At 47.1% G+C, this 13,923-nt stretch carries 9 protein-coding genes; 4 read left to right on the forward strand and 5 right to left on the reverse strand.

Annotation, left to right across the window (positions count from 1 at the left end; genetic code table 11):
- Positions 1–34: 34 nt before the first annotated feature.
- Entirely contained in the window at positions 35–2,296 is a 2,262-nt protein-coding gene (locus tag LSG37_RS08725) for a TonB-dependent receptor (protein WP_233079505.1), read from the reverse strand.
- Between the two features lie 239 nt (positions 2,297–2,535).
- Positions 2,536–3,492: an exo-alpha-sialidase gene (locus LSG37_RS08730; protein WP_233079506.1), complete on the reverse strand. Its 957-nt coding sequence runs from the start codon at positions 3,490–3,492 to the stop codon at positions 2,536–2,538.
- A 168-nt stretch (positions 3,493–3,660) separates the two neighbouring features.
- Here LSG37_RS08730 and LSG37_RS08735 point away from each other — a divergent pair, with 168 nt between their 5' ends.
- Both LSG37_RS08735 and LSG37_RS08740 read left to right on the forward strand, forming a co-directional pair.
- Positions 3,661–4,920 (forward strand): HlyD family secretion protein, encoded by a 1,260-nt coding sequence (locus LSG37_RS08735; protein ID WP_233079507.1) that lies wholly within the window; start codon positions 3,661–3,663, stop codon positions 4,918–4,920.
- A 93-nt stretch (positions 4,921–5,013) separates the two neighbouring features.
- Positions 5,014–7,128 (forward strand): peptidase domain-containing ABC transporter, encoded by a 2,115-nt coding sequence (locus LSG37_RS08740; RefSeq protein WP_233079508.1) that lies wholly within the window; start codon positions 5,014–5,016, stop codon positions 7,126–7,128.
- Here LSG37_RS08740 and LSG37_RS08745 read toward each other — a convergent pair.
- The 3 genes from LSG37_RS08745 to LSG37_RS08755 form a co-directional block, all read right to left on the reverse strand.
- Positions 7,125–7,490: a VOC family protein gene (locus tag LSG37_RS08745; protein ID WP_233079509.1), complete on the reverse strand. Its 366-nt coding sequence runs from the start codon at positions 7,488–7,490 to the stop codon at positions 7,125–7,127. The two genes, LSG37_RS08740 and LSG37_RS08745, sit on opposite strands and share 4 nt — an antisense overlap.
- A 12-nt stretch (positions 7,491–7,502) precedes the next feature.
- Positions 7,503–8,675: an S-methyl-5-thioribose kinase gene (mtnK, locus tag LSG37_RS08750; protein ID WP_233079510.1), complete on the reverse strand. Its 1,173-nt coding sequence runs from the start codon at positions 8,673–8,675 to the stop codon at positions 7,503–7,505.
- Positions 8,676–8,779: 104 nt separating this feature from the next.
- A complete protein-coding gene (locus LSG37_RS08755) occupies positions 8,780–9,586 on the reverse strand; it encodes a copper resistance protein NlpE N-terminal domain-containing protein (protein WP_233079511.1) in 807 nt (268 codons plus the stop codon).
- A 199-nt stretch (positions 9,587–9,785) separates the two neighbouring features.
- On the opposite strand from LSG37_RS08755, the gene LSG37_RS08760 reads away from it, so the two are divergent.
- Both LSG37_RS08760 and LSG37_RS08765 read left to right on the forward strand, forming a co-directional pair.
- Positions 9,786–12,869 (forward strand): efflux RND transporter permease subunit, encoded by a 3,084-nt coding sequence (locus tag LSG37_RS08760; protein ID WP_233079512.1) that lies wholly within the window; start codon positions 9,786–9,788, stop codon positions 12,867–12,869.
- Positions 12,856–13,923: an efflux RND transporter periplasmic adaptor subunit gene (locus tag LSG37_RS08765; RefSeq protein WP_233079513.1), complete on the forward strand. Its 1,068-nt coding sequence runs from the start codon at positions 12,856–12,858 to the stop codon at positions 13,921–13,923. The genes LSG37_RS08760 and LSG37_RS08765 overlap by 14 nt, the downstream gene beginning before the upstream one ends.

Below are 13,923 nucleotides of genomic sequence, written 5' to 3' on the forward strand. Positions count from 1 at the left end.
CAGTGTATGCCCTTTTTTTGTCTAACACTAAAACTTAGAAAAAGCTTTTCTTAAACTCAACACCAATAATACGAGGTTCGTTCACAAAGCCAGTCAGGTTAGCAAAGTCGATTGCGCCTTTCAGGTTGTCTTCGTCCGTAATATTACGGCCAAATAAAGCTACTTCGTAGTCGTTATCAAAGTTCAGATAACCAATACGTAAACCTGCTTCAAAGTTGCCGTTGGTGTTGTATTCCATAGATTCGTACAGGAACAGATTTGTTTTACCCTGACGTGCTACATCGCCATAAAAATAAATCTCACCTGTGCTGACCGGAATATCATAACGGGCATTGGCCGTTAGAATGGTTTCAGGAGCTTGTGGGAACGGGTTGCCGTCAATAAAGACTAGACCAGCACCGTTGGATGGGTTTGTCGGTGTACACATGTCTGAACCACAAGGAGCAACCAGTAAGTTTTGATCCTTCAGTTCAGTTTTGTTGTAGCTGAAGCCACCACCAAACACCAGGCTTTTGGTAGCCCGCCATTCAGCATCCACTTCAAAACCATAACCCACACCTTTATCAGCATTGATTAACTGGTTACCCTGAGTGGCACCACCAATAGCGGATAACTGAATATCGTCAATGGTGTAATAAAACAAAGCACCGTTCAGACGCAATGAATCATCCAGTAAATCAGATTTGGTACCCACTTCAACAGAGGTGATGGTTTCAGATTCAGCCACTGAGGGTGGTGCTTCAAACGCAACATCACGACCTTGAATAGACTGAGCACGGAAACCACTGGCCAGACGGCCATACAGACTGGTTTTGTCTGTTAAACGGTAGTTACTGCTTAACTCCCAGCTGACCTGACCGTCATCCACTTTGATTGGGTCGTAGTCCTGAATACTGGCAAGAGGGTTACCATCTGGGCCAGGGACATTTAGTGCTATTCCGTTAATGTTTTGCTGACCTACGGAAAAAGTTTTTTCGTCATGGGTATAACGAATACCACCTGTGATATCCCAACGGTCGCTTAAATTGTAAGTGGTCTGGCCGAATACAGCCCAGCTTTCGTTGCCGTGGTAAACCGTAGTGGCACCGAAGAAACCATCAACACTGGTGACGCCAAAAGAAGAGTCAAAGTAAAATGCTCCGACTTGCCATTCTAAAGCTTCATTGGTATCGCTTGCTAAGCGGAACTCTTGAGTAAACTGTTCTAAATCATTTAATTGATCTTCAGTCACTGCAAAATTTGGGTCGGATGGTCCAGGGCCTGCTTCGTTACCACCGTCTATGTCACCTTTACCATTACCATCAGCATTTTCCTGAGCAGTAATAGAAGTGAAAGTCATACCGTCCAGTTCAAATTCCAGTGTTAAGGAAGCGCCGAAATTATCGTATTTCTGGAAGTTACCATCACCTGCATCGTAATAAACAGTATCGCGGTCGTAGTTCTCATTCAGCTCGTTACTACCAGGAGTCAAAACGTTACGACGGAACAAAGAAGATGTACCATCCAGTTTGCGACCATGTACGTTTAATAAAGCTGAGAAATCGTCAGTGTCGTATAAAAACTGCAGACGACCTGCTTTTTCGTCATGACCACCGGTAAAATCTTTTTCACCGGTAAAACCGTTGTCGACATAGTCGTCACGGTTTTGGTTCATCAAGGAAATACGGGCTGATAATTCGTCAGTTAAACCACCACCAACAGCACCTTCCACGTTCACAGTGCCGAAGCTGCCTACCGTTGCTTTGGTATAAGCTTCAAAGTCCTGAGTTGGTTTTACAGAGGTAAATTTCACTATACCTGCTGTGGTGTTGCGGCCGAATAAAGTACCTTGTGGACCACGGATCACTTCAGCCTGTGCTACGTCAAATAGCGGGAAGCTTTTAAGGATCACGTTTTCCATCACCACGTCATCCATAATCACAGAAACTGGCTGAGAAGCGGCCAGGTCAAAATCTGTGTTTCCTAAACCACGAATATAAAAACGTGGTGCCGCACGGCCGTTTGATGATTCAGCGTATAAACCTGGAATTTTTCCAGATAAAGCCTGGATATCCTCGCCACCTGCAAACAAAGCGTCGAATTTTTCACCGCTTAAAGTTGCAATAGAGATAGGAACTTCCTGGGTGCTTTGCACGCGTTTTTGCGCAGTCACCATAATGCGTTCCAACTTTGTCTCTTCAGCAGCCTGATCTTTGTCACTTTCCTGCGCGAATAAAGCAGGAGAAAGACCCATGGCTGCAGCGAGCAGACTGGCCTGAATACTCAATGCCAGAACAGACTTTTTGCATGTTTTCATCAATGTGTTACCTTATTTTTAGGCTGTTATAGATACTCTGGTGCGTCCTGCTGGTCTGTTATCAAAGCGAACCCTACAAACTCTGGAGTGACCACAGTGTTTGCCCTGATAACCTGCGGCTACTATAGCATTTTGCCGCTATTTTTGCCGATCTGGCGGAGAAAATAGCCAAAAAACCTCAGGTTGGCAGGTGGTTAATTGCGCAATATCTATTTAAGCAAAATCAGGTTTACATGGTGCTAACTTGTTTCTGTTTTGTCTTTAATCTGCACAAGTGCGGTATAAATGGAGCAACGGCCCTGATGGGAAGAGTAGTAGCTGATCAGCAAGCTGTTTTGCTGCAATACCATACCGGCATAACTGCAATCTCCGCCTGAAGGTAAAGCCAGTATCTCGGTCAGCTTGCCGCTGTGTTGATCTAATGAAACCAGGCTGGTGCGTACTTTTTGATCATAAAGCCGCACTACCGCCAGCAGCTGTCCTGATGGCGTAAATATAGCCTGTGGGCCTCCAATACGGCAGCCAATATCCAGCCAGTTCCAGTGATGATAGGGAGCATGAGCGTAACCTAGCTGGCCATGGTCTGGATCTTTGCGCAATAAACACCAGGCTCTGTCCTTGTGATCAAACAACAAGGCGGCTTCATTGGCATAGCCTTCCGAATAGATTCTGGGGGCTGCAACGTCAAACTGGCCTGCATCCTCTTGTTGATACAAACGAATATGCCGATCGGCACCACATTTATAGGCAATTGCATACGCCTGATCGCGTAGCCAGCTTAAACGCCATAACCAATAGTCAGTTTCACCTACAGCCTGAGGTGCAGACCAGGTTTTACCATCAGTTGACGACCAAAGATAAGATTGATAGGCCTGCTTTGTTTTGTCATGAAAAGCTGCAGCAGCCAACAATTGTAGTTTTCCGTCTGGCGTTACACTTAGTTTGCCATCTCTTAAATCGGCATCAGGGTTGTGTAGTACAGCCACAGTACGCCATTTTTTGCCTTGCACTGAACTCATGATCCGCAGCACACCATCTTTGGAGTGGTGTGTGGATGCCTGACGGAACACCAGATAATAGCGCTGGCTGAAGTAACATAAGTCTGTAAAAGCATTATGTTTTCCTGCTTTCCATGCGCGCTGAACCCAGATCAGTTCTATGGCGGTTCTGCTTGGTTCTGTAGTGTGACTGGACATAGAGTTGTGCCAATTTGTGTTTTTGTTGTTAATTATTTGTGTGTTTTTATGCTTGAACTACACTTGGTCTTACTTTAGTAACAGCTTTTTTAATTGTGTCGGGTCTATGCCTGTCGGCACAAAGTGAAAAGTCTTTTTGCAGTGTACAAAACTGCACGGAGTTTCACTATGACGACAGAACAGAGTTTATTTAGATCCAAAGCTCTGCAGGCACAACAGCAACGCCTGGAAGGGCAGGTGAGTATTGTTCAGCCCGTCAGCAGCTCGGTGTTGTGTTTTTGTTTAGTTTTTATCCTGTTCAGTTTATTGCTGCTGTTGCACCAGGCAAGCTTTTCCCGCAAAGAAACCGTGGTGGGTTATCTGAAACCGTCCAGCGGTGTGGTTCGTATTCAGAGTCAGCGTTCAGCTGTACTGAAACAACTTTATATTCAGGACGGCACTTTAGTGCAGGCGGGTCAAAAACTGGCTTTGCTGAGTACAGACGAATATCTGGCTGCCGGAGAAAGTCTGACCGAACACCTGCAAAGCAGCCTTGCACTTCAGTTGGCATTAAATGCGCAGAAGCGGCTTGAACTGATTCAAAGTTTTGACCAGCAGCGTCAACAATTGGCAGCGCAAATCAGTAATGTCAAACGGCAGCTGGCAGAAAACCAACGCCAGCAGCAATTGCTGTCTCAGCGCATTGATTTACAGACTCAACGTTTACTATCCCAGCAGGACCTTGCGCTCAAAGGCCATCTGCCAAAGCTACAACTGGAGCAACAGCAGGATCAGCACTTGATGTTGCAGCAACAATTGGCTGAGGTTCAAACTTTGGCTCAATCCATTCTTCAGCAACAGATCCAGTGGGAAAATCAACTTCAGGCTTTGCCTGTTGATCAGCAGCGTCAGCTTCAGCAATTACAAGCTGAGCGGTTGAGTTTGGAGCAGCAGACAACTGAATTGCTGGCTCGCAAAGAAGTGGTATTAACAGCTCCGGTTGCGGGCAGAGTGACAAATTTAGTGGTGAGCGCAGGCCAGTATCTGCAAGGCAGTCAAGTGTTAATGCAAGTGCTGCCGGAATCGGGTTTTTTATACGCTCAATTATTAGTTCCAACCCGGGCTTTTGGTTTTATTCAACCCGGCCAGACCACCTGGTTGCGTTTTGATGCTTTTCCTTACCAGCGTTTTGGTTTGTATCAGGGGGAAATCAGCCAGCTTTCAAAAGCCGTGCTGATGGCACAAGACCCCGATAGTCCGGTGCAAATCCAGGAGCCGGTTTATCAGGTGCAGGTGCGGCTGAATCAACAATTTATTGAAGCTTATGGCGAACAAATGCCGTTGCAGGCCGGCATGTTGTTAAGTGCTGACATAGTACTGGAACAGCGTTCGGTGTTGAGCTGGTTGCTGGAACCTTTGTTCAGCTTAAAAGGGCGTTTTCAAATTTAAACCAGAGTTTGTAGGGAGCTTATGATGGAGAAGCGGATGATAAAAAACAGACCTGTACTGACGAATACTCAAGGCCTTTGTTAGAGCATTCAGATGCAGATCATCTATCAATCTGAGGCGGCCGAGTGTGGATTGGCCTGTCTGGCTATGGTGGCTGGTGCTTATGGCTATAAAACCGATATGGCCAGTTTGCGTCAACGTTATCCTTTGTCGCTTAAAGGCTTAACTTTGCAGCATCTGATGCAGTTGGCTGACAATCTGGGACTGGCGGGGCGGGCTTTACGACTGGAGCCTGAAGAGCTGGCTCAGTTGAAGTTGCCCTGCATTTTGCATTGGCAGATGAGCCACTTTGTCGTGCTGGTGAAAGTGAAAGGGCAAAAAATTCAGATCCATGACCCTGCTTGTGGTAAACGTGAGTTGTGCTTTGCTGATGTCGATCAGTGCTTTACCGGTATTGCTCTTGAGCTGAGTCCGACCACTGAGTTTAAAAAACAAGATCAACGGCAAAAGTTAAGTGTGCGGCAGTTTTGGTCTTCGGCTTCAGGGTTGTGGTCGGCATTATTCAGAATACTGTTGATGTCGCTGGTGCTACAGTTTTTCTTACTGGTGGCCCCTTATTACCTGCAACTGGTTGTGGATGAAGTGCTGGTAAGCCGGGATTTGGATTTATTGCATGTGCTGGCGATAGGATTTGCCTTGTTGCTGCTGTTGCAAATTCTGACCAATATTCTGCGTAGCTGGCTGGTGCTGCATTTAGGGTCGGTATTAAATCTGCAACTGGCCACGAATTTATTCCGACATTTACTGCATTTGCCAATGAGCTTTTTTGAGAAACGCCATATGGGCGATATTGTGTCGCGTTTTGGTTCTTTGCAGCAGTTGCGGGAATTGCTGACGACTAGCCTGATTGAGGCGCTGATTGATGGCCTTATGGCTTGTACTGTGCTGGTTTTGCTATTTGTTTATCATCCGGTGTTGGCCGCCGTGGTGCTGGTGGCTGTGCTGCTTTATGCGTTGTTGAGGTTTGTTTTTTATTCGCCACTGAAACAATGTACTGAACAAAGCATAGTGACTCAGGCGAAAGAACAGTCCGGCTTTATGGAGAGTGTCCGCGCCATACAGTGTTTGCAGTTGTTCTCCAAACAAAGCCAAAGGCTAAGCTTGTGGCAAAATCAGTACTCGGATGCTGTGGATCAGCAATTCCGGCTGGGGCGCTGGCACTTATCATTGCATGCTGTGCATCAATTGTTATTTGGTATTGAGCATATAGTAGTGATTTATCTGGCAGCCCTTGCAGTGATCGACAATGCTTTTAGTGTCGGAATGTTGTTTGCATTTGCCAGTTACAAAAGCCAGTTTACCCAAAGAGCTGCTGCTTTTATTGACCACTGGGTCGAATTCCGCATGCTTGAGCTACACCTGCAACGTCTGGCGGATATTGCGCTGACAGACACCGAGAACTTAGGAGAGAGCCAGCCTTATTTACAGTTGCAAGGTCATATTGAATTACGCGACCTGAGTTTTCAGCAGGCGGCGCAGGACCCCTGGCTGTTTCATCAACTGAGTTTTCAGTTATCTCCGGGCGAAAGCGTTGCCATTGTCGGGCCGTCCGGCTGCGGCAAAACCAGTCTGTTAAAAGTTATTCTGGGGTTGGCCGTTGCACAGCAAGGCAAAGTGCTGGTGGACGGTATGGAACTAAGCAGCTTTGGTTTGCAGCATTACCGCAGCCAGATTGCCGCAGTGATGCAAAATGATCAGTTGTTATCAGGTTCTGTGATGGACAATATCAGCTTTTTCAGCCCTAAACCTGATGTGCAGTATCTGATGCATTGCGCAGAACTAGCGGCTATCCATCAGGATATTATTGCCATGCCTATGGGTTACAACACTTTGATTGGTGATATGGGATCGGCCTTATCCGGTGGGCAAAAACAACGTTTACTGATCGCCAGAGCCTTGTACCACAAGCCCAGAGTATTGCTGCTGGATGAAGCAACCAGTCATTTGGATCTTGCGTTAGAGGCGAGGGTTAATCAGGCCATTCGGCAGTTGCAGGTTGCGCGCATTATAGTTGCACACAGGCCCGACAGCATTTTAACTGCAGATCGCATTTTGTTGCTGCAGCAAGGTCAACTGACGGATATCACAAGAGAATTCCGTCAATTGCATAACTCACCTCAGCCACTAAGTCATGCTCCGGTGCTTTAGATTTTGGGTTGCCAGAGTTCAAATCTGTTGCCTTCAGGATCCATAGCCCAGCCAAATTTGCCATAGTCGCCGTCTTCTATTTGTTCATCGACCCATACATTGGCCGCCTTGAGTTGCGTTAACATCGCCTCTAAATCCGTCACCCTGTAATTGATCATACTTTGCTGGTTCACTGAACCAAAGTAAGCAGTGTCTGCAGCAAAAGTTGACCAGACGGTTTCATCAGCAGCTTTTGCGATAAAACTGCCATAAGGTGCATCAGGGCAAAGCGGAATACCTAAATGCTGCCGATACCAAAGTGCCAGTGCCTGCGGGTCTTTGGCCCGGATAAAGACTCCTCCTATACCTGTTACTTTTTGCATAGATCACCTCGGTTATTGAGCAATGGTGGATAATAAATCTTGTAACGTCATTTGCTGGCGCTCCGTAATCAACTTCTGACCCAAAACCAGTATCTGCTGCTGAGCTTGTTGTTTAAACGCTTCGTTTTTGAGTTGTCTTAATTCTTCTGCAGGTGCCCAGCCGATAGTGCGGCGTATTAGCTCACAGCCTGCATAACCTAAAGTGTCCTGCCACAATTGCTGCAAATACCATTGTTGGTAAGACGCATTCTGAAAGCTCTGATCTGTGGTTTGTTTTTGCATCAGGGTGCTGAATACTGCGGAGAACTCTTGCCAGAATAACTCGATCTGACTTAACAAATAATGGCGTAAGGTAGCTTCTCTGGCAGGCTGCTGAGTCAGTAAGTTTAAAATCAGACTGGCCAAAAAAGTTCCGGTATCAAAACCTATGGGGCCGTAGCAGCCAAATTCGGCACCTATTATTTTATGCTGCTGATGATTCACTAACACATTGCCACAATGTAAATCACCATGTAGCAAGGCCTGAGGTTTTGCCAGATAACCAGCTTTCAACTGAGCCACTTCTGCCTGCAGAGTTTCGTTGAACCATAACTCCTGCATTTGTGGTCGTTGTGCAAAACTCAGGCTGTTACGTTCGTGGTTACAGTAGGGGTCAGTAAAGACCAAATCTTCAATCACTAAACAGAGTTCCGGATTGCTAAATTGCAGTTGCCGGGCTTTTTTCACTGGGCCTGTTAAGACAAAGTCGCTGCTGTAAAAACAGGTATTGGCCAGATAACGCCCCAGATGCATGCCTGTGTCCTGTGGTAACACTCCGGTCGCTATGGTTGTGCGTAAACTAATGCAATCTGATAAGTCTTCCAGCAATAAAGCGAAAAGCTGTGCATCATAAAACAAGACTTCGACCAGATAATCCGGGCAGATTTTGGCATGGTGTTTTAAGACATCAGCTTCAATTTGTGCTCTGTTTAAGCTGACAGGCCAGTGCTGAGTGAAAGCTGAAGGCGCAGGCAAGGCTTGTTTCACAATAAGGCTGGTGCCTCTGTTGTTTTTTACTCTGAACACCTGATTCATACCATCGTTTTTCAGCAGCTCAGTGGTTAATTGGCTGTGGTCGCCAAATAAATCGCTGTGCTTGTCGGCAAATAACGCAGCTTCTTTGGGGGTTAAAGCTTGATAAGGCATCAGATAATAAATCCATAAAAAAGCAAAAGGCCATCATCGCAAACCCTATCGGGCCGCACAATGGCCTATTGAAACTACTAAGCGGCAGTTTAGGTTAACGGGTCTTAAGGTTGTACCGCAATGAAGCGAGCCATAGCTGCTGTACGTGCTTTATAAAACGCCAAACCTGAGTCATTCAGACTGTAGTTGTCGATCCCCTGAATGATGCTAAGGAATTGATCTTCTACAGAACCATTCAGGCAAGCTTTTTGGGTAGTGGCCATAGGTTTAAAACTTAAGCGTAGGCCCTCGGCCTCATAAGCACCGGTAAATTGGTTGCAGCCGGCAAAACCACTGACTCTGTTATCAGCCCCAAACTCCAGATAAGGGGTCATGTCAGGCTCTGTTGCTGGTAAAGCTTGCCCCATTAACTCAGTGAGCTTCCAGCGAACTCCTGTCAGTTTGAGGTCTGCTTGCTGAGCTTGTTTTGTCAGTTTGTAGTGGTCTGCTAAATCACCAGTGATCAGCTGCCCGGACATATCCAGTTGGAACAGTTGGTTTTCCCCCACTTTGTACCAAGCCGGAGCATCTTGCTGACTCAGCAGTTGGATAGCCGAACCCTTAGCATCCCATTCAAATTTGCCCTGTTGTTGGATAGCTCCACCTTCTTTGCCCAGATAAGTGGTGCTAAGCAGGTAACTATTGTCCATATTCAGTGTTAACAGGGTATCTATACCTTCACAGTCTGCACAAGGCAGCAGTCCTCGGTAAGTCCCGGCCCAATCCAGAGAGTTTTGGCTGTTGTGTTGGTCAACCACAGTTTCAGCCTTTGCCGTTTCCGTGGCTATTGTTGCGGATGGTTCCGTTGGCGCCGGTCCGCAAGCTGCCAAAACTAACCAGGCGGTCAGACATAAGATCAGGGGTTTAGACATAAAAATCTCCTTGTTAATACAGAGCATTGAATTTTGCTGCAGTTTACAGGCGCGGGGCTTTACCAGAACTGAATTGATCGGAAAAAAACGACCTCAACCTATATTCACAACCGCTGGTCACAGCACGCTAGTGCGCATTTTTGCCACAGTTACACTTCCATGGAATAGCAATAGTGCCCATCAAGAGTAGAGCAACAGAATGAACTTAACCCGAGCCAGTTTAAAAAATCCTGCTGCTGTTGTAGTGGTCAGCTTGATTATGGTGTTATTTGGTTTGCTTGCAGTGGCGAAGTTGCCTATTCAGCTTTTACCTTCCATCGAACAACCGCAAATTTTTATTCAGAATGGCTGGCGCGCTGCTGCTCCTGAAGAAATGGAATCCACTATCATTGAACCGCAAGAAGCTGCGCTGCGCAATGTACCGGGCGTGATAGAAAGCAGCAGCTTTATTGGTGCCGGTTTTGGCTTTATTACGCTGACCTTTGACGTTGGCCAGGATATGCAGCAGGCCATGCTGAACGTGATCAATGCGTTAAATCAGGCTCCTCCGCGTCCAAGGGAAGCCGCTGAACCAGTGGTTTCGCTAAACAGTGGTGCAGGTCCTGTCGCCAGTTTATTGATCCGCAAGTTAGATGAAAACGCTGACGCTGACTTTACGGCCTTGCAGCCCGTGATTGATGATGTGGTGTACCCACGATTAAAAGCTATAGCTGGTATCTCTCAAGTCGAATTGTCCAGCCGCCGCGCCAAAGAGCTGCATATCGTATTTGACCCTTATCGCCTGGCTGCTTTGGGTTTGTCTGTTGATCAATTAAGTTCACGTATTGGCCGTGCCAGTAATGTGTCAGGTGGTTTTGCCGAAGTAGGGCGACGTGAATTCACTGTACGTTTTGTCGGTCAGTACGATCCTGCTCAGTACGAGCAAATGGTAGTGGCTTATCAGAATGACAGGCCTGTGTATTTGCATGAAGTCGCACAAGTAAAAATTGATTACGCTGAGCGGACAGGCTTTACCAAACGTAACGGTTACCCGGCGTTTTACATCAGCTTGCAGCGCGCCGCTGGCTCCAACACTGTCGAAATTCTTGACGCACTGAATCAGGAAATTGCCGATTTAAATCAAAATGAGCTGCAGAACAAAGGCATTGAAATAGTACTGAGTTATGACGCTTCGGTGCATATCAAAAGAGCGATAGAGCTGGTCAATGGCAATCTGGTGCTGGGCATAGCGCTGGCTTTGGTGATTTTGTATCTGTTTCTGCGAGGCTGGCAAGCAACCTTACTGATTGGTTTAACTATTCCTGTCTCTCTGATGATATCTATCATGGTGCTGGATTTATTTGGCCGCTCACTGAATGTAGTCTCTTTGGCGGGTTTGGCTTTTGCGGTAGGTATGGTGCTGGATGCGGCTATCATAGTGCAGGAAAATATCATGCGTCTGTTTCAGCAGGGCATGGCACTGGAACAGGCGGTAAAAAAGGGTACTGCTCAGGTGAGTGCGGCACTTTGGGCTTCAACGGCAACCACAGTTGCTATTTTTGTGCCTGTATTATTTATGCAGGGTGTTGAAGGCCAACTGTTTTATGATTTGTCTTTAACTTTGGCTGTCGCGGTCACGGCATCTTTGCTGGTGGCTTTAACTCTGTTACCTGTCGCTTCATTATTCTGGTTAAAACCAGAGGCCAGTTCAGTTTCTTTAGCTTTCTTCTGGCAAACACTTGCCAGCAGAGTCTGTCGTTTGACTCAAAACAACAAATTGGCTTTAGGCTGGGTGACCCTGTTTGTGCCAGGTTCTATGTTATTGATTACATTGTTACTGCCCAAAGCCGATTTCCTGCCACAGGCTTCTATTGATACTGTGTTTTCAGGTTTTTCACTACCTCCTGGTGCGAATATACAGATACTGGAGCAGGAGATTGGTAATTTGCTGGTCACTCGTTTACGGCCTTATTATCAGGATAAAAAATACCCGGCGATCAAAGGGTATAACCTGTCGATCAACAGGGGCTTTAACTCACTCTTTATCTACGCTGAGGACCCGGACAGCATCGACGATATGATCAAATTATTGCGGGAAGAGATTCTGGTGGGCTTACCTGACACCAAGACCTTTAGTGTGCAAGGCTCATTATTTAACTTCGGTTTTGGCAGTGGCCGCGAATTAAACTTAGATTTCCAGGGCCCTGATGTGCCGCAGCTTATGCAGCAGGCGGCTGACGCCATGCCAAAAATTGAAACCTTATTGCCAGGTGCTACAGTGCGACCCGTGCCTGATTTAGCCTTGGCTCAGCCTGAGCTCCGTTTAACTCCGGATGAAAACCGTATCGCTCAGAGTGGAGTGGATCGTTTCACTGTTGCGAATATGGTGCGTGCAGTCACAGATGGTATTTACATAGGTGAATACTTTGATGGTAACGAGCGGATGGATATTATCCTCAAAGGTCAGGGCTGGCAAACGCCAGAGCAGTTAACTGCAACACCTTTGTATACCCCAGGTGCTGGTGGTCAGACATTGGGCCAGCTCAGTGAGCTGAATTACACCACTGGCCCTACATCTTTGCAGCGGGTTAACGGCCTGCGCACCATCAGCCTGCAGGTGACACCTCCCGCCACTATGCCACTGGATGAGGCAATGCAAATTTTACAACGAGAGCTAATGACCCCATTGCGAGATGAAATGCCGGAACAAATTTCAGTGCAGTTCCGAGGTAATGCCGACCGTTTGTCTCATGCCATGACAGAGATGGGAGAAAACTTTGCTGTGGCAGTATTTATTCTGTTTTTGTTGATGGCTGCGTTATTCCGTTCTGCCAAAGACAGTTTACTGGTGGTACTGACCATGCCGATGGCCATTTTGGGTGGTGTGGTGGCATTGCGAGTGCTGAATCTGCTGACTTTTCAGTCGCTGGACTTACTGACCATGATAGGTTTCGTCATTTTGCTTGGGCTGGTGGTTAATAACGCCATTTTGTTAGTGGATCAGTGCCGGCAGCAGCAGCGGGAAGGTGCAGATTTAGACGCTGCTTTGTTCAAGGCCATTCTGACCAGATCCAGACCGATTTTTATGAGCACCCTGACCAGCATTTTTGGCATGTTGCCGTTGGTGCTGGTACCCGGCATTGGTTCCGAAATTTACCGGGGTTTAGCTGCCGTGATAGTCGGCGGCATGACCTTTAGTATGCTGTTTAGTCTGGTATTGATCCCAGCTTTATTGCGTGTGACTTCTGCCCGTCAGACAAAACGGGCTACTCTTCCTTTGGAGATTTCTGATGCAACTTCATAAATGGGTCGCTACCGCGGCTTTGTTCTGTAGCCCTTACCTTATCGCACAAACGTCACCAGAGAAGGTGGTCAGTGTGGCACAAGTACAGCAGCAGGTGATGTTGCCACATACCATGGTGACGGCTCAGGTGCAAAGCCGTTATCAGGCTGATGTGACAGCTGGTGTAGAAGGGCGTTTATTATGGTTGGCGGAACCTGGCAGCCAGATTAAACAAGATCAAGTAATAGCCCGTTTGGATACCACGCCGCTGCAGCTACGGGTTGATGAAATGCATGCCCGAATCAGCAGGGCGGATATTCAATGGCGGCGTTTGCAAAAAGATACTGCCCGACTGTTAGAGCTGAGTAAAAACAACAGTGTGGCTTTAACTCAGCTGGATCAAATCAGTGCTGATCGCGATAGCGCTGAAGCTGAACTTAAATTACTGCGGGCTCAACTGGCGCAGTTGCAGGATCAGATCGACCGCAGCTCAGTCAAAGCACCTTTTGCCGGTGTAGTGGCGCAACGTTTTCATCAGCATGGTGAAGATATCAGCAGAACAGATGCTTTGGTGCGGCTGGTGAATTTGAGTGATTTGGAAGTGGTGGTGTTTGCACCGCTGAAATATGCCGCTTTCTTGCAGCAAAATCAGTTGCTGCAGGTATTTCATAGCGGAGGTGAAAGCCAGTTGCCTGTACGGAATCTGATCCCTGTGTCTGATATGCGCTCACAAACCTTTGAAGCCCGAATTAAGGTGCCAGAGCAGCTGTTGGCGAACTTTCAGGTTGGCCAGTTGGTGTCTGTTGCTGTGCCTACTGCAATAGCCCGCCAGCAGTTGTTGGTGCCACGGGACGCTGTGGTGGTGAAAAGCGAAGGTCAGTTTGTGTTTGTGGTGGATGGCGAACAAAAAGCACAACAAAAGACTGTGCAATTAGGACAGGGCATGGGCAAGTTAATAGCTGTAGATGCAGAACTGTCGGCTGGTGAGCACATCGTGGTCCGAGGTGGTGACACCTTAACCCAGGGCGATAAAGTTAAGGTGCTGACCGATCTGGAATTTCCGGTAAAAACCTAA

Origin of the sequence: Rheinheimera soli, assembly GCF_021290985.1 — a bacterium.
GTDB classification, from domain to species: domain Bacteria; phylum Pseudomonadota; class Gammaproteobacteria; order Enterobacterales; family Alteromonadaceae; genus Pararheinheimera; species Pararheinheimera soli.